Below are 20410 nucleotides of genomic sequence, written 5' to 3' on the forward strand. Positions count from 1 at the left end.
GCAACGCGCTCATGGAGAGTGTCATGGCGAACGGTAGTGTCCTGCTGGCCTTGCGCGAGGACCCCATGGGCGGTGGGGTCGGAGGCGACCAACTACGCCGGATCGGAAAGGAACTGGAGAACCGCGGACTGGAGGTGCGGTGGGCCCGTACCACCGGGGCGGCACGCGCGGCCCTGCGCACCGAGGCGGGCCTGACGGCCGCTGTCGTGGCCTGGGACCTGCCGTCCGAGTCCGGCGACGACGCCGACGGCGGGGGCGCGGCGGTCCTGCGGCAGATCTCCCGCCGGTTCAAGGACCTGCCCGTCTTCGTCGTGATGACCGAGGAGTCCGACCACGGCCTGGACCGGCTGCCCCTGTGGGTGGCGGAGACCGCGGTCGGCTACATCTGGCCCCTGGAGGACACTCCGTCCTTCATCGCCGGCCGCGTCTCCAACGCGGCGCGCGCCTACGGCGATTCCGTCCTTCCGCCGTTCTTCAAAGCGCTCCGGCGTTTCGACGACGCCCACGAATACTCCTGGCACACCCCGGCCCATTCGGGCGGGGTGGCGTTCTTGAAATCGCCCGTCGGGCGCGCGTTCTTCGACTACTACGGCGAGCGCCTCTTCCGCACCGACCTGTCGATCTCCGTCGAGGAACTCGGTTCCCTCTTCGAGCACAGCGGTCCCATCGGGGACGCCGAACGCAACGCCGCCCGCATCTTCGGCGCCGATCGCACCTACTTCGTACTGCACGGCGACTCCACCGCGGACCGCATGGTCGGCCACTACTGCGTGACCTCCGACGAGATCGCCCTGGTGGACCGCAACTGCCACAAGTCGGTCCTGCACGGTCTGGTGATCTCCGGCGCCCGCCCGGTCTACCTCGTCCCCACCCGCAACGGCTACGGGCTCGCCGGACCGCTTCCCGCCCGCGAGACGGCGCCCGCCGCGGTGGCCGACCGGATCGCCGCCCATCCCCTGACGGCGGGCGCCGTCTCACCCGAGGCCCAGTACGCGGTGATCACCAACTCCACCTACGACGGCCTGTGTTACGACACGGTGCAGACCGCCCGCGCCCTGGCGCCCAGTACACCCCGCCTGCACTTCGACGAGGCGTGGTTCGCCTACGCCCGGTTCCACCCCCTGTACGCCGGCCGCTACGGCATGGCGGTCGGCCCGGACACCTTCGAAGGAGCGGAGCGGCCCACCGTCTTCTCCACCCAGTCCACGCACAAACTGCTGGCCGCCCTGTCCCAGGCCGCGATGGTGCACGTGAAGTCCTCACCCAGGGCGCCCGTCGAGCACCACCGGTTCAACGAGGCGTTCATGATGCACGGCACCACCTCGGCGCTGTACCCGGCGATCGCCTCGCTCGACGTGGCCGCGGCGATGATGGACGGCCCGCAGGGCGAGTGGCTGGTCGACGAGGCGGTCACCGAAGCGATCAGGTTCCGCCAGGCCGTCGTGCGCACCGGTCGCCGCATCGCGGAGGCGGGCGACCGGCTCCCGTGGTTCTTCGGGGTCTGGCAGCCCGACACCGTCACCGACCCGGACGGCGGGGCCCCGGTCCCCTTCGCCGACGCCTCCCCGGCGCTCCTTGCCACCGACCCCCGCTGCTGGGAACTCGACCCCGACGCCGACTGGCACGGGTTCGTGGGACTGAGCCGGGGCCAGTGCCTGCTGGACCCCATCAAGGTCACGCTGACCTGCCCCGGAGTCACCGCCACGGGGGAGACGGCACCGTGGGGCATCCCCGCGCGGATCCTCACCGCCTACCTCGCCGGCCGGGGCATCGTCGTGGAGAAGACCGACACCTACACCACGCTCGTCCTCTTCTCCATGGGCATCACCAAGGGCAAGTGGGGCACCCTGATGGACGCCCTCATGGACTTCAAGGCCCTCCACGACGCCGACACCCCCCTGCGGCAGGTCCTGCCCGGGCTGGTCGAGCGCCACCCCCGCCGCTACGGCAGCGCCACGCTGCGCGGCCTGTGCCAGGAGATGCACGAGCACCTCACCCGCGCCGAGCTGATCGACGCCCTGGACACGGCCTTCCGGCAGCTGCCCGAACCCGTCGTCCCGCCACGGCACTGCTACCAGCAACTGATCCGGGGCGGCACCGAACGCCTCCCCCTCGCGCGCGCGACCGGCCGGGTCGCGGCGGCGATGGTCACCGTCACCCCGCCGGGCATCCCGGTCCTGATGCCCGGGGAGGCACTCGGCGCCCCCGACGGCCCGGTCCTGCGCTACCTCGGCGCCCTGGAGGCCTTCGACAGGGCCTTCCCCGGCTTTCACAGCGAAGCCCACGGCGTCACCATCGACCCCGACACCGGCGACTACCTCATCGAATGCGTACGCGAGGACAGCCCGCTCGGTACCTGACCGGATGACCGGACCTCCGTCGCGGTGGGCCCATAGCGCACTTCGGTGCGGGATACCACGTCCCGACAGCGGAATGCGGCCGATATCGAGCGGAATGTGAGTTCGAATTCCGTCACCCGCATGTGCGACGTAATGCCTTCGACCTCTTCTTATGGTGCCCCGCACCCTGAACGCGCCACCCCCGCCGCCTAAATCCGGCCCCGGGGATGGCGCGTAATGGGTCCTCCGGTCCGATGAACTCCAACGAAACCCCCCATGCGTGGAGTTGGGCCTAGTTATGCTCCCGCCCACCGGTCAGAAGATCTCCACTTTCGATGGTTCGAGGACGCCGATGGCGCAAAAAGACATTCCACCCGAAGCCGCTCGCCCCGATACGGGAACGAGCTGGATGATGCCCGCGATCACCGCCGTGGCCGCCGTGTGCCTCATCGGCGCGCTGCTCCCCTCCTCGGAACCGGTCCGCACCGCCTGCGTGGCCGTGGGCGCCCTGTGCACCGCCGCGGCCCTCGCCGAAGCGCTCCGGCGGGGCCGCGCGCTCACCGCCGGCCGCGCCGAGGTCGCGGCCCTCCACCACGCCCTGTCGCGGCAGGAAACCGAAGCGGTGCGCCTGTCCCAGGTGGTGCTGACCGAGGCCATCGAGCGGCTGCGCAAGGGCGAGTTGCCCGAGGAGGTGCTGACCGCCCTCGGCGGCCGCGGCGGACAGGGCAACCGGTGGGGCAACGACGCGGCCCTGACACCGCGGTACAGAGCCGCCCTGCAAACCGTGCTGGCCCTCGTCATCGACACCGTCGACAACGAGGAGAACCTGCGCCACTCGGCGCAGCGGGCCTTCGTGAACATCGCCCGCCGCGTGCAGGCGATCGTCCACCAGCAGGCCCAGGAGATGCGCGAGATGGAGGACCGGCACGGCCGCGACCCGGACGTGTTCGGCGACCTCCTGCGCCTGGACCACGGCACCGCCCTCATCGGCCGGCTCGCCGACTCCATCTCCGTCCTCGGCGGCGCGCGCCCCGGCCGCCAGTGGAGCAGGGCCGTCACCCTGTACAGCGTGCTGCGCGGCGCGATGTCGCGCATCATCGACTACCAGCGGGTGGAACTCCACTCGGTCTCCGAGGTCGCCGTCGTCGGACCGATCGTGGAGCCCCTGATCCACACCCTGGCGGAGTTGCTGGACAACGCCACCCGTTACTCGCCGCCCCACACCCGGGTCCACCTCACGGCCGCCGAAGTGCAGTCGGGCATCGCCGTGGAGATCGAGGACGGCGGCCTCAGCATGAGCGAGGAGGCCCGCAGGCGCGCCGAGCGGATGCTCGCGCAGGCACAGTCCGGCATCGACCTCAACGACCTGGGCGAGACGCCGAGGCTCGGTCTCGCCGTGGTCGGCCGGCTGGCGCAGGCGTACGGCTTCCAGGTGTCCCTGCGCTCCTCCGCGTACGGCGGCGTCCGCGCCGTGGTCATCGTCCCGCAGCACCTGATCACCACCACGGCCGCGGCGACCGGCACCGCCCACGGCATCGGTTCCTCCTCGGGCCCCAGGGCAGTGCCCCCCGCACCGCGCGAGCACCCCGTCGACCGCTCGTCCGCCACCGTGGCCGCGCCGCGCCCGGAGCCGGCCTCCGCCGCGCGGCCCGCGCCCGCGGGCAGCGGACCCACCACCGAACGCACGGCCACGGGCCTGCCGCAGCGGCGCCGCAAGGACCGTTCCCACTTCTACACCGCCCCGCCCGCAGCGGAGCCGCAGTCGGCGCACGACCCCGGCCCCGGCATGTGGCTGGAGGCGTTCCACAGCGGACTGTCCGGCGCGTCCGGCCAGGACGCCCAGGCCGCCCAGGACACCGGGGACACGTCGGGCTCAGCGACCAAAGGGGCATGAACAGTGATGACTCAGCGAAGCAGTATGGACTGGATGCTCAAGGACCTGGCCGCCGGAGTGCCGCAGACGCGGCACGTGATCGTACTGTCCGCGGACGGACTGTGCGTGGCGCAGTACGGGGCGGAGACCGACACGGCCGACCGGCTGGCCGCGGCCTGCGCCGGCCTGCAGAGCCTCGCCGGGGCGGTGGCCTCCGAACTGCCCCGCTCCGAAGGCAGAATGCGGCTGGTCGTGATCGAGATGGACGGCGGTTTCTTCTACCTGATGGCCGCCGGGGACGGCTCCTACCTGGCGGTTCTCGCCGACGAGGGCGTCGACGCGGGTCTGATGGGTGCCCAGATGCGCAACCTGGTGACCCGGATGGGGGAGCACCTGAGCAGCCCGCCCCGACATGACGGGCAGCCCGCGTGAGTGAGCCACCCTCAAGCTGGGAGGACAACACTCCCGAACGGCTCTACGTCATCACCGGCGGCCGCAGCGGACCATCGACCGCCGTCCAGCTCGACCTCGTGACCCTGGTCGTCGCCACGGTGCCGGCCCGGCCCGAGATGCAGCCCGAGCACGCGGCGATCCTGCGGATGTGCCAGTCGCCGCTGTCGGTGGCCGAGATCGCCGCGTACGCCGGTCTGCCCGTGAGCGCCGTCATCGTGCTGGTCGGGGACCTGATGACCGCTCGGCGCGTACACGTACGCCCGCCCGTTCCCGCCGCCCAGCTACCCGACCTTGCTCTGATCGAGGCAGTGATCAATGGACTTCAAAAGCTCTGACGCGCCGCGCGGGCCGCGTCCCGCGGACATACTCCCCCAGACGGCCGCGGCCGCCGTCAAGATCGTCATCGTCGGCGGTTTCGGCGTGGGCAAGACGACGATGGTCGGCGCGGTCAGCGAGATCAAACCGCTGACCACCGAGGAGACCATGACCAAGGCGGGCATCGGTGTAGACGACACCCGGGGCGTGGCGCGCAAGACCACCACGACCGTGGCCATGGACTTCGGCCGCATCAGCATCACCGACGAACTCGTGCTCTACCTGTTCGGCACTCCCGGCCAGGAGCGGTTCTGGTTCCTGTGGCGCGGCCTCTTCGAGGGCGCCCTCGGTGCGGTCGTACTCCTCGACACCCGGCGGTTGGAGACCAGCTTCGACGTCATCGGCCGGCTGGAGGAACGGGGCGTCCCCTTCGTCGTGGCCGTCAACTCCTTCCCCGACGCCCCCGAACACCCGCTGGAAGAGCTGCGCCAAGCCCTCGACCTGCCCCGCGCCGTCCCGATCCTCGTCTGCGACGCCAGACGGCGGGACTCGTCCCGCGACGTCCTGCTGACCCTCATGCGCTACCTGCACTCGCAGGCGGCGACCCAGGAGGCAATGTGAGTACCCACCCCACCCCGCCGCCCGAGTGCCCCGCCCACGCGGCGGCAGCCGGGGGCGCCCTGTACCGGCTCCACGGCCCGGAGGCGCAGGCCGACCCCCTGGGGCTGTACGAGAAGCTGCGGGCCGAGTACGGCCCCGTGGCGCCCGTACTGGTCAGCGGAGACCTCCCGGCCTGGCTGGTCCTCGGCCACCGGGAGAACCTCGACGTGGCGCGCACCCCTTCCCGGTTCGCCCGCGATCCCCGGGGCTGGCGCGACATGAGGGAGGGCCGGGTACCGGCCGACACCCCTCTGGGCCCCATGGTCACCTGGGTGCCGGTGTGCAACTTCACCGACGGGCCCGTGCACGAGCGGCTGCGCGGAGCCGTGGTGGACTCCCTGGAGCGCTTCGACAAGCGCGGCATCCGCCGTTACGTGACCCGCTTCGCCAACCAGCTCGTCGACCGCATCGCCGCCGACGGCCACGCCGACCTCGTGGCCTCCTTCTCCGACCAGCTCCCCATGCTGGTGATGACCCAGCTCGTGGGAGCCCCCGACGAACACGGGCCACGACTGGTCAAGGCGGCCCGCGACATGCTCCAGGGGACGGAGACGGCCCTCCAGAGCGACCGCTACGTCACCCTGACGCTGGAACAACTGGTCATGGACCGCAAGGCCGAGCCCGGTCACGACCTCGCCTCCTGGCTGATCGAGCACCCAGCCGACCTGAGCGACACCGAAGTGCTGATGCACCTGCGCGTGGTGCTGATCGCGGCGTACGAAACCACCGCCAACCTGATCGCCAACACGCTGCGGACCGTACTGACCGACCCGCGGTTCCGGGCGAGCCTCTCCGGAGGGCACATGACGCTGCCCGACGCCTTGGAGCAGGTCCTCTGGGACGACCCGCCGATCAACACGATCATCGGGCGCTGGGCCACCGGGGACACCCTGCTCGGCGGCCGGCAGGTGAAGGCCGGGGACATGCTGCTGCTCGGCCTGGCCGCGGGGAACGCCGACCCCCAGATCCGTCCCGATCCGAGCGTCTCCGTCCACGGCAACCGCTCCCACCTGGCGTTCAGCAGCGGTCCGCACGAGTGCCCCGGCCAGGACATCGGCCGCGCCATCGCGGACACCGGCATCGAAGTCCTGCTGGACCGGCTGCCCGACCTCCAGCTGGCGGTCGACGCGAGCGAGTTGCAGTGGCGCGGCACCCTCATGTCGCGCCACCTGCTCTCCCTGCCCGTACGCTTCACCCCGCGTCCGGTGGAGAACGCGGGGCCGCACAACGAGCGGCCCTCCGAACACCCGCCGCACGTCGCCGTGATCCCGCCGCAGCCGACGGCGGCGCCCGCGGCCGCCGGGCACCGGCGCGGCGTCAGCTGGTGGCGCCGGCTGTTCGGCCGCCGCTGAGCGGCGTCCCGTACCGAGGTCCTGCACCTGGGTTCCCTACCGACGTACCGCAGTACCGACGTACCGAGGGGCCTCCGCCGCACCGGCGGGGGCCCCTCGGCAGCGTTCAGCCGCGCACCCACTGCCACCAGGAGGCGAGAGCCGGCAGATCCGGCGGCTCGGTCCCGGCAGCGCTGGGGGCATCGGCGTAGCGGATCTCGAAACCCGCCTCAGCGAGCGGCAGTTCGTACCGGTTGCGCGGACTCGCGTAGCGCGGTGCCCGGCTCTGCCACGCGATGCAGCCGGCCACGTAGTGGCCCAACGCCGCCAGGTGGCGGCGCAGTTGCGGGTCGGCTCCCTCCGAGAGCCGCGCCCGCAGCGTGGTGAAGAGGACCATCACCCGGTCACGCAGGTCCACCGCGAGCGGGACCGCCTCGGCGGGTGAGCAGCGCTCCCGGGCGGCGAGGACGTTGACGAGGTTCACCTCCCGCGGCTCCAGGTGGTCGTCCTTGTCGTAGGAGAACAGGTCGTTGTCGGCGCTGACGATGAAACCCGCCGCGTCGGTGAGCGCGGTCACGGCGGGGGAGAAGAGCACCTCCGCCGGCAGCCGGTCCTTGCGTGCGACGTCGGACCAGGTCAGCGAGAACCGCGTACCGTTCGCCAGCGGCCCCATGGCGGCGAAGTCGTTCAAGCCCGGCATGTTCCCGGCCTCGGCCTGCGCGGCCCGCCAGGCCGCCCCGAGGAGCCAGTCCCGGGTCCCTTCGACGAACCTGCGCAGTTCGAACGGGCCGAGCATCGCGTGGGTGCGGCTCACCAGGTCCAGCAGAGCGCGCGTCATGGGGCCGTCTGGCAGTACGGCCGCCCCCGGGTTCTCGATGGTCCGCAGCAGCCGCACACCGTGTTCGACGACGGCGCCCGTCCCCACCTCCTCGGACCCCGAGTCCTGCCAGTCGTCCACGGCGTTGGCCCAGTAGTTCCACTCGCAGAACAGCAGCAGGGCCTCCGCGTCCCCCTCGGGGATGATGCGGCAGGTGAAGTCGGCGCTGTGCGTGGCGAGCCCCCACGAACGCTCGACCGCGTCGGGATACAGGCCGAAGGCGTCCACCCACTCGACCGCACGGGCCTCCACCTGCTTGGCCTCGGGGTGGAGCAGATCGCGCTCCAGCGGACAGTAGAACGGCGGCAGTCGCTCGCCCAGGCGCGAGGGACGGGGCGAGGCGGTCATCGGCCGCCCCCGATCCGGAAGCGCAGCAACCGCGTCTCCATCGCGTGGTCGCGCCAGAGCCGGAAGAGCTTGCTGTGCGCGATCGTGGACTGCTCCAGCCGTACGCCGCTCCAGGCGGCGGGCTCACCACCCGCACGCAGCCGGTCGAGTTCGGCGGTGTTCCAGGCCATCGACTGCACCCAGAACTCCACCACCGAGTCGGTCACGTCCTCGTCCTGCACCAGCTCGAAGCCGGCCGCCTCGGCGGCCGCCAGGTATTCGTCGTGGGTTCCCAGCCGGGTCCGGTAGTAGCCGTCGATGAACCCGAGCCACTCGGAGCGGCGTACGAAGTGCTCCTGGATGCCGAACCACCCTCCGGGTCTGAGCGCCTTGGCGACGACCTCGAAGAGGCGCTTGCGGTCGGTGTACCCGCTGCTTTCGTTGGCGTAGGCGGCGTCGTACGCACGGGTGTCGTGCAGCTCGTGCACATCGGCGACCCGGGGTTCCACCCGGCCCGCGACGCCCGCCTGACCGGCGAAGTGCCGGATGAGCGGCACGTGTTCCGCCGCGACGGTGAGGCCGGTGACCGAAGCGCCGTGCTCCTGAGCCCAGTAGAGGGAGGTGCCGCCGAGGCCGCAGCCGATGTCGAGGACACGCGACGGCGGCGCCTCGTACGCGCCCCAGGAACGGGCCGCGTACTCGACTATCCGCTCCTGCGCGTCGAGCAGGTGCTGCTTGAGCGCTTCCTGGGGGACGGTGGTGGGGGGCGACCCGTCGGGGAACAGACCCACATGGAAGTGGACGCGCGGGCCGGGTCCGTACTTCTGGACGATGTCGTGGGTCTTGCCGCTGTAGTAGAGCCGCACCTGCTCCTCCGCGGACGAGCCGCGGCCGGTGCCTAAGGACGCTATGAGGGGGATAACGCACATGGGACGTCCGCCCTTTCGTGGGTAGGGCCGGTCTCCAGGGCGCGCTGCCGCCGCTCCTTCCGCGCCCCGACCGCCACACTGTTGAAGCACGGATCATCGTGGCACCTCGGGCGCCGCACGTCAGCCCACTGGGCACACAGATCATCTGAAGTGCGTAGCCCGCCGCCCCGGCCGCCCGGGGACGTCGGCGGCCGCCTATGCTGCCGGGATGACCGAGCCTGCAGCCACACCCCCGCGGATGAAGTTGACGGCGATCACCCTGGACTGCGCGGACCCCCAGGCGCTGGCGGCGTTCTACCGGCGGGCCACCGGTTTCGCCCTCCATGAGAAGTCCGGCGCGGACTTCGCCGGCCTCACCCGCGAGGACGGGCTCTTCCTCGGTTTCCAACGGGTCGACGGCTACGTGGCTCCGAGCTGGCCCGGCCAGACCGTGCCCCAGCAGATCCACCTCGACTTCGAGGTGGAAGACCTCGACGGAACCGAGGCGCTGCTGCTGGAGTGGGGCGCGGTCAAACCGGTGCACCAGCCCGACGAGGACAGGTGGCGGGTCCTGCTGGACCCGGCCGGCCACCCCTTCTGCCTGACCCGCGCCTGATCGAACCCCGGGCATAAGTGCCGCTCAGGTGGGCAGGCGCCCGACATGTCGATCGCCTGTTCGGCCCGAGTCGTGTGGCGCGGGCCGTCCGGGCAACGGGAGTGAACGTTCATGGTGGAGGTGGCCTGGACCCCGGGCGGAAGGGCGGGCGCGGTGACGCGGCGGCCCCGAGGCGCGAGTCGAGCGGGGGGTGCCGCATGTGTGGCGTGAGCGGGGAAGTGCGCTTCGACGGCAGGCGGCCGGATCTCGCCGCCGTCGAACGCATGACCGACGAAATGGAGGACCGCGGGCCGGACGGCAGAGGCGCCTGGTCACAGGGCTCCGTAGCCCTGGGCCACCGGCGGTTGAAGATCATCGACCTCTCGGAGAGCGGCGCCCAGCCGATGACCGATCCCCACCTGGGCGTCACGGCCGTCTTCAACGGGTGCCTCTACAACTACCGTGAGCTGCGCGGACGGCTCGAAGGGCTGGGGCACCGGTTCTTCTCCGACTCCGACACGGAAGTGCTCCTCAAGGCCTACGGCCAGTGGGGCCACGGCTGTGTCCAGCACCTGGTCGGGATGTTCGCCTTCGCCGTCGCCGAGCACCACGCCGGCCGCGTCGTCCTGGGCCGCGACCGGCTCGGGATCAAGCCGCTCTACCTCACCCAGGACGCGGACCGCCTCCGCTTCGCCTCGTCCCTGCCGGCCCTCCTCGCGGGCGGCGGCGTGGACACCTCGTTCGACCCGGTGGCGCTCCACCAGTACCTGACCTGGCACGGCACGGTCCCCGCGCCGCGCACCGTGCTGTCCGGCGTGCGGAAACTGCCGCCCGCGACCGTCCGCGTGGTCGAGCCGGACGGCGCCCACCGCGACCACTGCTACTGGCAGCCGTCCTACACCCGCCGCGCCGACCTGGGCAGCGACCCGGGGCGCTGGCAGGAGGCCGTCCACGACGCCCTGCGCACGGCGGTGCGCCGCCGCATGGTGGCCGACGTACCGGTGGGCGTCCTGCTCTCCGGCGGGCTGGACTCCAGCCTCATCGTGGCCCTGCTGGCGGAGGAGGGCCACGGCGATCTGGCGACCTTCGCGATGGGCTTCGAGTCGGAGAGCGGACAGGAGGGCGACGAGTTCCGGTACTCGGACCTGGTCGCACGGCGGTTCTCCACCGACCACCACCAGTACATGATCCCCTCCGACCGGCTCCCGGCCGCGCTGGAATCCGCGATAGCAGCCATGAGCGAGCCCATGGTCAGCCATGACGCGGTGGCGTTCCACCTGCTGTCGGAGCAGGTCGCCAAGGACGTGAAGGTCGTCCTGTGCGGGCAGGGCGCCGACGAGGTGTTCGCGGGCTACCACTGGTACCCGCCGATCGCCGGGGCCGCCCGCCCCGACGCGCCGGACGCGTACGCCGACGTCTACTTCGACCGCCCGCACGACGACGTCGCCGCCGTCCTGCACCCGGACGTGACCCCCGGCCACGACGCCTCTCGGGAATTCGTCCGCGCCCACATGGCGGCTCCGGGCGCCCAGAGCGCGCTGGACGCCACCCTGCGCCTGGACGTGCACGCGCTGATGCCCGACGATCCGGTCAAACGGGTCGACAACATGACGATGGCCTGGGGCCTTGAGGCACGGGTGCCGTTCCTCGACCACGAGCTCGTCGAACTCGCCGCGGCCTGCCCTCCCGAACTCAAACTGGCGCAGGACGGCAAGGGTGTGCTCAAGGACCTCGGCCGGCGGATCCTGCCCCGCGAGGTCGTCGACCGCCCCAAGGGGTACTTCCCCGTCCCCGCGGTGCGGCACATGGCCGAGCCGGTGCTCAGCCGCGTGCGCGAGGCGCTGACCGCCCCCGAAGCGCGCCGGCGCGCCCTGTTCGACCAGCGCCGGGTGGCCGAACTGCTCGCAGAACCCGGCCGACACCGCACCAAACGCGGAGCCAGCACCCTGTGGCAGGTGGCTTCGCTGGAGATCTGGTTGCAGACCCACGGCATCAACTGACGCACGGCACCAACCGGCCCACGGCATCAACTGACGCACGCATCAACCGACGCACGGCATCAACTGACGCACGCATCAACCGACGCACGGCATCGACTGATACTGAACGGTGACAGCCCTTGGCAGCCCTCGAAGAGGCCCACATGCCCCTGGACCGCTCCGCACTCCGCCGCCGTTCCCTGCCCGCCGCCGCGCAGGCCCCCGTCCCGGTCCACCTGGCCCCCGCGGTCGCCGCGGACCCGCCGACGCTGCTCACCGCCCACGGGTGCTGGTACCCCTCGGCCGACCCCGGCGGCGAGCAGGTGGCGTACATCTGCGACCGGGCCGGCGTGCCCCAGCTGTGGAGCGGCCCCGCCCGCGGCGGCGAAGCCCACGTCCTCGACCCCGACCCCGACCCGGTGACCGAGGTGTCCTGGTCGCCCGACGGCCGCTGGATCGCGTACACCTCCGCTCCCGGAGGCGGCGAACACACGCGCGTGCTGGTGGTGCGCCCGGACGGCACCGGGCGCCGGGTACTCGCGGGCGCCGAACCCGGGGCCTCCGCCCACCTGGGCTGCTGGACCCGCGACGGGGCGGCCCTGGCCGTCACCGTCGCCCAGCCCTCCGCCGACACCAGCGCCCACAGCGGCGCGGGCCACCTCCCCGAGGACGCCGCCCCCGCCCTGCCCGACGGGTCCACCGGGGCGGCCTGGACGGAACGCGACGGCCACGCGACGTTGCTCGGCCCGCCGGACCGGCCGGCGGCGGGCCCGTACGGGGACGGCCTGCCGGACCTGGCACCGGCGCCGCCGGCCGCCGCCGACGGGGCAGCGGACACGAGCGGGGGCCTGGCCGCCTACCTCCTCGACCCCGACGGCACCCGGGCACCCGTCCTGCTGTTCAGCGAAGCGGGAGCCGCCTCCCTGCGCGTCTGCGACATCGGCGCGGAAGGCCGCTTCGTGCTGCTGCGCCGCGGGCCGCGCGGGCGCCGCGAAGCCCTCCTGCTGGACGCGGTCTCGGGCCGCACCACCTTCCGGCTGCCGGTCGCCGACGGCGACCCGTGGATCGGCAGGCTCTCGGCCGACTCGCGCTCCCTGTGGCTGCGCAGCGACGCCGACCGCGAGTTCGCCGCGCTGCTGCGCGCCCGGCTGGACGAGGACGGAACGCTCCAGGACCTGTCGGTGGCCGCCGAGCGGCACGAGACGGCCCTGGACCTGCTGAGCCTTCCCGACCACGGCGGATGGGCCCTGCTCGCCTGGAACGTGCACGGGGCGAGCGAACTGGAGAGCGTCGGCCTCCCCGCCACCGGCTCGGACGGCGGCCTCGGACCGCACCACCGGTCGGCCCTGCCGCACGAGGTGGTGACCCGCATGGCACCCGTGGGACGCGGCGGACTGTTCGCGGCCCTGTCCGGCTCCCGCCGCAGGCCCGGCATCTGGGACCTGACGGGCGACTTCGCCCCCGTCCGCACCGGCTGGTCGGCCCGCGACGAGGACGCGGCGCCGCCCGGGAGGCCCCCCGTCAGCCCGGTGCCCCTGCGCTGCCGGGCCCGGGACGGGCTGATGCTCGGCGGCTGGTACTACCGGGCGCCGGAGCGCGACCCGGGCCGCCCGGCGCCGTGCGTGATCCACCTCCACGGCGGCCCCGAAGAGCAGGAGCGGCCCGTGTTCAACCCGCTCTACCACGAGCTCCTCACCCGGGGGATGGACGTCTTCGCCCCCGACGTACGGGGCTCCTCGGGCTGGGGACGGTCCTTCGTCGACGCGGACCTCGGCGCCGGCCGGTTCGCGGCCATCGACGACGTCGCCGACTGCGCGGCCCACGTCGTCGCCCATGGCTACGCCGACCCCCTGCGGCTGGCCGTGATGGGCCGCTCCTACGGCGGCTACCTCACGATGGCCTCGCTGGTCTGGCACCCCGACCTCTTCCGTACCGGGGTCGCCGTCTGCGGGATGTCGGACCTCGCCACGTTCTTCGCCGGCACCGAGCCGTGGATCGCCCAGTCGGCCGCGGCGAAGTACGGCCATCCCGAACGGGACCGGGACCTGCTGCGCGCCCTGTCCCCGATGAGCCGCATCGACCAGCTGCGCGCACCCGTCCTCGCCGTCCACGGGGAGCACGACACGAACGTGCCCCCGACGGAGTCGGAGCAGTTCGTCCGCGCGGCACGCGAGCGGGGGGTGCCGGCCGAGCTGCTGACCCTGCGCAACGAGGGGCACGAGTTCCTGCGGGCGGACAACCGCCGCCTCTACCGGCGCGCGGCGGCGGACTGGCTGGAGCAGCACCTCGGCGGCGCGCCACTGCCCCGCTCCTGACGAGGGGCTCGCCGACCCGTCGGGCCCGGGGGTGCGACGCGTTCAGCGGAAGCCCGTGGGGCGGCGGCGAGCCAGCCACAGGGTGACGACGGCCGTCACCAGGATCCCGCCGGTGAGCCCGGCCGCGCCGACCGCGTTCAGCCCGTTCCCGCGGGCGGCGAGCTGCCCGCGGCCGCCGGCACCGACCATGCCGGCCTCGCTGCCCTGGTGGCAGGTGCCGCCACGCACCAGTTCCAGGTGCGCCGCCACCACGGGACGGGCCGCCCGGGCGGCGGCAGCCACATCGCTGTCCCCGCCGGAGGAGAGCACCGTGTCGATCAGCGCCAGCGTCCTGGTGTGCGCCGCTTCCTGATCGGCGAGCCAGCTGGCGTCGTAATCGGCGGTGCCGGCCTTGGCCCGCACGGCGGCGAGGCTCCTCTGCTGCGCGGCGGTGGGGGAGGAGGGCAGGTCGACGTCCAGCCTGCCCGCCGGCGCCCTGAGGTCCGCGTCGAGTGCGCCGTGGTCGCGGACCAGCACGGCGCCCACGTCCTTCACGCACGCCGTGGTCGCGTGCAGCCCGGCGTCGCTGCCGGCGGCGATCCCCGCCAGGTTGCCCTGGTGCACCGTCTTCACGAAGGCGGCGTCCGCGGTGTCCCCTTCGGCGGCGGACGCGACGCCGGGCGCCCACAGGACACTCGCGGCGGCTATGAGGGTGGCGGTGGCCACGAGCCGGTTCGACATGGGTGCAACTCCCTCTGCGCGCTCCCGCACGGACGCGCCGGCAGGCATGGAACGGGCGCCTCATAGCACCCCGGCGTCATTCCTTCCGTACGGACACGCCGCCGGCACGCCTGCGCCCGCACATTCACCGCAACGGCCGGTGCGCGGCTGCCCGCCACAGGGCGGCCCCGGTCGACCGCCCCCGGCCCGGAACCGCCGACCGGCAACGAGCGTCTGTCGCCAGCATGAACACCACTACGGACACCACCGGCCGCGCCGGATGCCTCATCGCCGGCCTCGGCGCGACCATCGGGGCGCTCGTGTGGGCGCCGCGGGCCGCGTTCAGCATCGACGGCGGGTTCGAGGGCCATGCCCGTGACCTGAGCGTGCTGTTCGTAGACCTTCCGCTCATCGTGCTCGGCGCCGCACTGCTTCCGCTCCTGACCTGGGCACTGACCACGCGCTGGACCGGCCGGCCCTGGGTCGCGGTACTTGCTGCCGCGGCCGCCTTCGCGCTCGGGATCTGGGGACTCCTGGAGTGGTGGACGCCTCGGCAGCACCCGGACCCCGGTTACGGACCTGGAATGTGAGACGGCTACCGGTGCCACCGGTCCCCGCTACTCAACTCCCCTTCCGGCGGCTAGGGTGTTGAGCCGGATCCCGCTCCCCGGCCGGAACCTCGCCGGGTGCGCCACGGTCAGTCCCATCGGGTAGATTTCCGGAAAATGATTCCAATCCGGGTGGGGCTGACGACGTGTTAGAGCTGCGGGGGAGCGGAGCCGAGCCGCTGGAGGCGGAGGATCCGCGGCGGATCGGGGAGATCGCGCTGGCGGGACGGCTCGGGGCCGGCGGTATGGGCAGGGTGTACCTCGGGGTCCTGGAAGGCCGGTACGTCGCCGTCAAGCAACTGCTGTCCTCGGTCGTCGGCGAGGACGAGGACTTCGTACGCCGGTTCGGTCACGAGCTCGACAACCTCTCCCGGCTGCCCCCCGAGGCCACCGCACCGCTGATCGCCAGCGACCGCACCGCCCGGCCCCCGTGGTTCGCCACCGCGTACATCCCCGGCCTCACCCTGCGGGAAGCCCTCGAACTGCACGGCGGCCCGCTGCCCGCCGACGCCCTGTGGCTGTTGCTGCGGGAGGCGGCGTCCGGTCTCGCGTCGGTACACGCACGGGACATGGTGCACCGCGACATCAAGCCGTCCAACGTGATGCTGACCCTCGACGGCCTCACCCTCATCGACTTCGGTGTCGCCCGAGCCGCGGAACAGAGCCAGCTGACCAGGACCGGCATGGTCGTGGGGACGCCCGCCTACATGGCGCCCGAACAGGCCTCGGGCAAGAAGCGGTTGAGCGGTGCCACAGACGTGTTCGCGCTCGGCTCGGTACTGGCCTACGCGGCATGCGGGCGCCCGCCGTTCGGCGACGAGTCGGGGCACGGCGTGCTGTACCGCATCGTGCACGAAGAGCCCGACCTGGAGCCGTTGCGGGAACTGGAGCCGGACCTCGCCGAGGTGGTCGCGGCCTGTCTCGACAAGGACCCCGAGGGCCGTCCCACCGCCGCCGAACTCCTCGAACAGGCCGCGCGGCGCGAGTCGTTCGCCGCACCGCTGTGGCCCGCCGCGGTCAACGGGCGCCTGTCGGAGCGGGCCGCATTCGCCGCGAACGTGCAGAAGATCGACGCACCGACGCTTCCGCTGGGTGGTGCCCCGAAGCCGGAACCGGCGAAGGACCCCGAGCCGACCCCCGGGTCCGGGCCGGAACGGCCCGAGCGGCGCCGCCGTACCCGCGTGCTGCTCGCCGTGATCCCGGTCGTCGTGGTGGCGGGCGGTACGACGCTCGCCATCCAGCACCTGCCGTACACCTCCTCGCCCCGGGCCGAGGCGAAAGCCGACCCGGCCACCTCGAACTCGACCTCGGCATCAGGGCCGGCCGCCTCGCAGCCGCCCCCGTCGGCGCCGTCCGGCGCTCCGTCGGGCCCGGCGTCACCGGCGCCGCCCCCCGCCCAGGGCAACGGGCAGGGCAACGGGCAGGGCGGGGCGGGCGGAGCCCAGACCGGCGTGGCCGGCGGCACCGTCCCGGGCGCCGGATCCGGCTCCGGGCCCGTGCCGGGGTCCGGCCCCGGACCGGGCACCGGCACCGGTCAGCAGAACGGCTCGGGCACGCCGGGCGGCGGCTCGGGCACCCCGGGCGGCTCCAGCGGCACGACGTCCCCGGCGGCCCAGCCCCCCGCCTCGGGCACCCACCGCTACCGCAACGGCGACAACGGCCGGTGCATCACCCAGGTCTACGGTTCCTCGGACAGCGGCGACTGCTCCGATCCGACGGCCCGCTGGACCGTGAAGAGCAGGCCGGACGGCAGCTTCAAGCTCGTCAACCAGCAGACCGGCGGGTGCCTCTACTCCAACGGGCTCGGCCAGGCCGTCTTCGTCGGCGACTGCGCCCAGGACTCCACCCGGCTGTGGCGCACCGGCCCGGGCGGCAGCCTCCGCAGCGACTACGGCGGCGGTTGCCTCGACCTGGCCATGAGCAGCGGCCTGGTGACGTCGTCCTGCGCCGGCGAGGCGTCGCAGCGCTGGACGGTGCAGGGCTAGGCCTCTCTTGCGGATCTTGCCCGACCCGCGCCAAGATCCGAAAGAGACGACCTGACGGAACGATCGCGACCGGGGCGACGGCCGGGCGCCGGTGACGGTGGAAGGGGCGGCGGCGGCCCCCCTCCGGGTCCGGAGAGGGGTCAGGACCCGTTGGTGTTGAGGAAGCCGATGGCGACGGCGCCCCACCAGCAGACCTGGGAGAGCAGGGCGGTGGCGCCGCCCCAGATCAGCAGGCGCCGGCCGACCTCGGCGGCAGTCGTCAGCCGATGGCCGAGCAGACCGGCCTGAAGGCCGTTGACGGTGAGTACGGACACCAGGGCGAGTTTGGTGAGGGTCAGCGGGGAGCCGAGGTCGGGGTGGAGCATCAGCCCGCTCGCCACGAGTCCACCGAGTCCGGCCCATATGGGCACATGGAGCCGGGAGGTGGCTGCGAGCACCTCGGGGAGCGTGCAGCGGCCGACGGCCCACAGCAGGCCGTGGTAGTCGGCGGACAGCACCGCACCGAAGCCCAGTACGAGCGAGGCGAGGTGGACGAAGAGCGCGGCGGTGTGGAGGGTGGCGTCCGTGCGCACATGGAGCGACATCCACAGCCCGAGCGTCAGTGCCAGCAGCGCCCCCAGCGCTGCGGCCGCCACGGTCCACCATGATTCGTAGAGGCGGACGGGGCGGGAAGGCGTGACGACGGCAGGGGCTGCGGACAGCATAAGTGGACTCCGGGAGACACAGGACGGACGCCGAGACGCCCAAAGCAAGGTTAGGGTTACCTAAATCCAGCAGATCGTCAACGCGTGTCCACGCCGCCGTGACCTCAGAGCCCCGATTCCGGCGGCGGCCCGCGGCAGCCGCCGAGCGGCGCGGGCACAGTGTGGACAGCACCCATCCGCCGGCGGGCGCCGGGTTCAGCGAGGCTTTTGTCCCGGGCGGTCCAGCGGGCGCACGCGCATGGCGGACCACGTGGAGTCGAGAGCGATCAGCGTCACGCCGACCAGGCCGTGGGCGGAGAGACGTTCCTGGAGGATGTCGCGGTTGAGGTCGGTTCCGGCCTTCGCACCGCCCTTGCGGTACGCGACCCAGACCAGGCCGTCGAAGGGAACCGCGTCGAGCGCCTTGCCGATCGTGGCATCGAGGGCCGCCGCATCGGGGGCGAACAGCAGGACGAGGTCGGCACTCCCGGACACCGGCGTCACGGTGGCGGCGGCGGGCAGGGGACCGGGCGACCAGCCCGCCGGTGTCTCCAGCACCAGGAGGGTCGCGCCCTCCTTGACACCCAGCTTCTCCGCGGTCGTCTTGGCCATGCCCGTCATCCTATAGAGCCCGGGTGACTCGCGGCCGTCCCGGCAAACTCCCGTGGGAGGCGGGGACGGATCCCCACCTCCCACCGCGGCCGTCGGCCACTCGGACGCGCAGGGTCGGTCCCGTCAGTGCGCCGCGATCTGCTGCAACGCCGCACCCTGGTAGCGGGCACCGGCGTTCCACAGGATGAAGGAGTTCATCTTGTTGTCCGCCGCGGCCTTGATCTGCTGGGCCACCTCGGCCGGTCCGTACGTGCTGCCCATCGAGAAGTCCTGGAGCCAGGGGACGATCTCGGTCTGGGTGCCCTTCGCCTGCCGGGCGAAGTCGGCCAGCGAACGCTGCACGATCGCGTACGGGGCGGTGTCGGGCTGCGCGACGCCGTACTCACCCGGCCCCCAGTGGGACGGGTAGACCATCGGCGCGATGTAGTCGGTGACCTTGACCAGGGCACCGATGTCCTGGGCGATCTCGGTGGGCCGGGTGGCCGCGATGCCGAACACCGAGACACCGAGGTACTTCCCGTGCGGACGCAGCGCGGTCCGGGTGTCCGCGACGAACGAGGTGATCGACTGCTCGGGCGTGGCGGTCCCGATGCCCGGGAAGCGCATGTGCGAGAGCGGGCCGTCCGGGCGGCGCACGTAGTCGTAGAGGATGTCGTCGAAGCCGAGCCTGGCCGCTTCGACGGCGAGGTCCTGGTTGTACTTGCGGACCGTGGGGTTGGCGAAGTTGGTGAAGGACAGGGCCCCGTAGTGGCCGCCTTCGTAGGGCGTTCCGCCCGGGGTCAGCACGAGCTGGTCGCTCTTGCCCGCCTTCCAGGAGGCGGAGGCGAGCTTGGGGTCGCGGAAGGCCACGATGCGGCCGATGACCTGGGCGCCGGCGGCGTGGATCTCCGCGATCGCCTTGCGGGCGTCGTAGTAGCCCTTGGCCGCGCCGATCTGACGGGCCAGCGGTACCTGGGACGCGTACCCGACTTCGCCGTCCTCGTCCTTGACGTCGAGCTCCAGGGCATTGAGCTTGCCGCTGCGGACCAGGGCGAGGATGTTGGTGCGCAGCGTGTCGTCGCCCCAGCCGATGGCGGTGATGTGGGCGGCGCGGATCATGGGGCGGCGCCCCCGGGCCGATACGTCCTTGGTGGTGGTGTTCCCGGCGCGGTCCACCGCGCTGACCTTCACGACGGGTGTGCCCTTCGGCACCGTGATCTTGAACGCCCCGGCCTTGTCGACGGGGATCTTCTTGCCGTTGACGGTCACCTCGGAGTCGGTCGAGGCGTGGCCTGTGATGGTGACGGGGCCGGAGCTGTTCTTGACCTCGGGGTCGGCCACCTTCAGCTCGGGAGCGGTGGCGTCCACGCTGAAGCCCACGACCTTGCGGTACGAGGCGAAGGGGAGGCTGCTCTCGCCCGCCACCACCAGGGTGTGCCGGCCCTCGGTGAGGTGGGGGAGGGCGAGTCTCAGGCGTGCGCCCTCGGCTTTGACGGGGACCGCCCTACCGTCGAGGGTGGCGTGCAGTTGGTCCCGGGCGCTGGCTTCCTCCGCGGCGAGGTAGGCGCCGACCTGAGCGGCCTTGCGCCCGTCGAGGACGGCGCCGTCGCTCAGGCCTTGGAGGCCCGGGGCCGGTGCGAGGAACGTCCAGGCCCCGACGCCCGCTCCGGCCAGTGCGAGCGCACCGGTCGTCGCTATGAGGGCGCCCCGACGGGCCGGACGACGGGGGCGGAGGGAGGGGAGGGACCGGGGTATGCGGGTGGGGGGCATCGTGACGTCCTTCGTGCCGTGGGCCGGATGCTGCCTCCATTCATTGCCGCGCCGCGCCCCCTTCGTTCCTTTCTGAGTGTATTTCACACGAACGGCCGCGTC

General features: G+C 72.5%; 17 protein-coding genes. 11 read left to right on the top strand and 6 right to left on the bottom strand.

Translation table 11 applies throughout. The annotated features are described in order from the left end of the window. The first annotated feature begins 23 nt into the window (after window positions 1-23). The 6 genes from ACIA6C_RS18190 to ACIA6C_RS18215 all read left to right on the top strand — a co-directional run bounded on the left by ACIA6C_RS18190 (window position 24) and on the right by ACIA6C_RS18215 (window position 6992). Window positions 24-2360, top strand: a complete 2337-nt coding sequence (locus ACIA6C_RS18190) for an Orn/Lys/Arg decarboxylase N-terminal domain-containing protein (RefSeq protein WP_399276957.1) — start codon at window positions 24-26, stop codon at window positions 2358-2360. 331 nt (window positions 2361-2691) lie between these two features. Beyond that, window positions 2692-4233 carry a sensor histidine kinase gene (locus ACIA6C_RS18195; protein WP_399276959.1) on the top strand — a complete coding sequence of 514 codons (1542 nt, stop codon included), beginning with the start codon at window positions 2692-2694 and terminating at the stop codon, window positions 4231-4233. Between the two features lie 6 nt (window positions 4234-4239). After that, on the top strand, window positions 4240-4644 hold the full coding sequence (locus ACIA6C_RS18200; RefSeq protein ID WP_190184310.1) for a roadblock/LC7 domain-containing protein: 405 nt from the start codon (window positions 4240-4242) through the stop codon (window positions 4642-4644). Continuing rightward, entirely contained in the window at window positions 4641-5000 is a 360-nt protein-coding gene (locus ACIA6C_RS18205; protein ID WP_361126674.1) for a DUF742 domain-containing protein, read from the top strand. Before ACIA6C_RS18200 ends, ACIA6C_RS18205 begins: the two co-directional genes overlap by 4 nt. Then, window positions 4981-5601 (top strand): ATP/GTP-binding protein, encoded by a 621-nt coding sequence (locus ACIA6C_RS18210; RefSeq protein ID WP_361126677.1) that lies wholly within the window; start codon window positions 4981-4983, stop codon window positions 5599-5601. The genes ACIA6C_RS18205 and ACIA6C_RS18210 overlap by 20 nt, the downstream gene beginning before the upstream one ends. Beyond that, entirely contained in the window at window positions 5598-6992 is a 1395-nt protein-coding gene (locus ACIA6C_RS18215; RefSeq protein ID WP_399276962.1) for a cytochrome P450, read from the top strand. The genes ACIA6C_RS18210 and ACIA6C_RS18215 overlap by 4 nt, the downstream gene beginning before the upstream one ends. 106 nt (window positions 6993-7098) lie before the next feature. On the opposite strand, the gene ACIA6C_RS18220 is transcribed toward ACIA6C_RS18215, so the two are convergent. Continuing rightward, window positions 7099-8196 (bottom strand): hypothetical protein, encoded by a 1098-nt coding sequence (locus ACIA6C_RS18220; protein ID WP_399276964.1) that lies wholly within the window; start codon window positions 8194-8196, stop codon window positions 7099-7101. Next, window positions 8193-9104 carry an SAM-dependent methyltransferase gene (locus ACIA6C_RS18225; RefSeq protein WP_399276965.1) on the bottom strand — a complete coding sequence of 304 codons (912 nt, stop codon included), beginning with the start codon at window positions 9102-9104 and terminating at the stop codon, window positions 8193-8195. The genes ACIA6C_RS18220 and ACIA6C_RS18225 overlap by 4 nt, the downstream gene beginning before the upstream one ends. A gap of 208 nt (window positions 9105-9312) precedes the next feature. On the opposite strand from ACIA6C_RS18225, the gene ACIA6C_RS18230 reads away from it, so the two are divergent. The 3 genes from ACIA6C_RS18230 to ACIA6C_RS18240 all read left to right on the top strand — a co-directional run bounded on the left by ACIA6C_RS18230 (window position 9313) and on the right by ACIA6C_RS18240 (window position 13972). Next, window positions 9313-9699, top strand: coding sequence for a VOC family protein (locus ACIA6C_RS18230; RefSeq protein WP_399276967.1), 387 nt, complete (start codon window positions 9313-9315; stop codon window positions 9697-9699). A gap of 197 nt (window positions 9700-9896) precedes the next feature. Beyond that, complete coding sequence (locus ACIA6C_RS18235) at window positions 9897-11678, top strand: N-acetylglutaminylglutamine amidotransferase (protein ID WP_399276969.1); 1782 nt, start codon at window positions 9897-9899, stop codon at window positions 11676-11678. Between the two features lie 143 nt (window positions 11679-11821). After that, window positions 11822-13972, top strand: coding sequence for a S9 family peptidase (locus ACIA6C_RS18240; protein WP_399277305.1), 2151 nt, complete (start codon window positions 11822-11824; stop codon window positions 13970-13972). Window positions 13973-14014: 42 nt separating this feature from the next. Here the strand turns inward: ACIA6C_RS18240 and ACIA6C_RS18245 are convergent, their stop codons facing one another. Further along, the gene (locus tag ACIA6C_RS18245) at window positions 14015-14692 is read right to left on the bottom strand and encodes a DUF4142 domain-containing protein (RefSeq protein WP_399276971.1); all 678 of its coding nucleotides are present in this window, start codon (window positions 14690-14692) and stop codon (window positions 14015-14017) included. A gap of 224 nt (window positions 14693-14916) precedes the next feature. Here ACIA6C_RS18245 and ACIA6C_RS18250 point away from each other — a divergent pair, with 224 nt between their 5' ends. Together ACIA6C_RS18250 and ACIA6C_RS18255 are read left to right on the top strand one after the other, a co-directional pair. Beyond that, the gene (locus ACIA6C_RS18250; protein WP_399276973.1) at window positions 14917-15261 is read left to right on the top strand and encodes a hypothetical protein; all 345 of its coding nucleotides are present in this window, start codon (window positions 14917-14919) and stop codon (window positions 15259-15261) included. Window positions 15262-15425: 164 nt separating this feature from the next. Beyond that, window positions 15426-17264, top strand: a complete 1839-nt coding sequence (locus ACIA6C_RS18255; protein WP_399276975.1) for a protein kinase — start codon at window positions 15426-15428, stop codon at window positions 17262-17264. Window positions 17265-17404: 140 nt separating this feature from the next. Here the strand turns inward: ACIA6C_RS18255 and ACIA6C_RS18260 are convergent, their stop codons facing one another. The 3 genes from ACIA6C_RS18260 to ACIA6C_RS18270 form a co-directional block, all read right to left on the bottom strand. Beyond that, window positions 17405-17968 (bottom strand): hypothetical protein, encoded by a 564-nt coding sequence (locus ACIA6C_RS18260; RefSeq protein ID WP_361126703.1) that lies wholly within the window; start codon window positions 17966-17968, stop codon window positions 17405-17407. 195 nt (window positions 17969-18163) lie between these two features. Next, on the bottom strand, window positions 18164-18559 hold the full coding sequence (locus ACIA6C_RS18265; protein ID WP_399276977.1) for a hypothetical protein: 396 nt from the start codon (window positions 18557-18559) through the stop codon (window positions 18164-18166). 123 nt (window positions 18560-18682) lie between these two features. Beyond that, window positions 18683-20308, bottom strand: coding sequence for a putative glycoside hydrolase (locus tag ACIA6C_RS18270; protein ID WP_399276979.1), 1626 nt, complete (start codon window positions 20306-20308; stop codon window positions 18683-18685). Window positions 20309-20410: the final 102 nt, after the last annotated feature.

Source organism: Streptomyces sp. NPDC051578 (genome assembly GCF_044454045.1).
GTDB lineage: Bacteria > Actinomycetota > Actinomycetes > Streptomycetales > Streptomycetaceae > Streptomyces.

Bases quoted from the DNA above. Each gene is read 5' to 3' on its own strand.
- ACIA6C_RS18190 (WP_399276957.1), top strand. From the start codon at position 24: ATGGCGAACGGTAGTGTCCTGCTGGCCTTGCGCGAGGACCCCATGGGC.
- ACIA6C_RS18195 (WP_399276959.1), top strand. From the start codon at position 2,692: ATGGCGCAAAAAGACATTCCACCCGAAGCCGCTCGCCCCGATACGGGA.
- ACIA6C_RS18200 (WP_190184310.1), top strand. From the start codon at position 4,240: ATGACTCAGCGAAGCAGTATGGACTGGATGCTCAAGGACCTGGCCGCC.
- ACIA6C_RS18210 (WP_361126677.1), top strand. From the start codon at position 4,981: ATGGACTTCAAAAGCTCTGACGCGCCGCGCGGGCCGCGTCCCGCGGAC.
- ACIA6C_RS18220 (WP_399276964.1), bottom strand. From the start codon at position 8,196: ATGACCGCCTCGCCCCGTCCCTCGCGCCTGGGCGAGCGACTGCCGCCG.
- ACIA6C_RS18225 (WP_399276965.1), bottom strand. From the start codon at position 9,104: ATGTGCGTTATCCCCCTCATAGCGTCCTTAGGCACCGGCCGCGGCTCG.
- ACIA6C_RS18230 (WP_399276967.1), top strand. From the start codon at position 9,313: ATGACCGAGCCTGCAGCCACACCCCCGCGGATGAAGTTGACGGCGATC.
- ACIA6C_RS18235 (WP_399276969.1), top strand. From the start codon at position 9,897: ATGTGTGGCGTGAGCGGGGAAGTGCGCTTCGACGGCAGGCGGCCGGAT.
- ACIA6C_RS18240 (WP_399277305.1), top strand. From the start codon at position 11,822: ATGCCCCTGGACCGCTCCGCACTCCGCCGCCGTTCCCTGCCCGCCGCC.
- ACIA6C_RS18245 (WP_399276971.1), bottom strand. From the start codon at position 14,692: ATGTCGAACCGGCTCGTGGCCACCGCCACCCTCATAGCCGCCGCGAGT.
- ACIA6C_RS18250 (WP_399276973.1), top strand. From the start codon at position 14,917: ATGAACACCACTACGGACACCACCGGCCGCGCCGGATGCCTCATCGCC.
- ACIA6C_RS18260 (WP_361126703.1), bottom strand. From the start codon at position 17,968: ATGCTGTCCGCAGCCCCTGCCGTCGTCACGCCTTCCCGCCCCGTCCGC.
- ACIA6C_RS18265 (WP_399276977.1), bottom strand. From the start codon at position 18,559: ATGGCCAAGACGACCGCGGAGAAGCTGGGTGTCAAGGAGGGCGCGACC.
- ACIA6C_RS18270 (WP_399276979.1), bottom strand. From the start codon at position 20,308: ATGCCCCCCACCCGCATACCCCGGTCCCTCCCCTCCCTCCGCCCCCGT.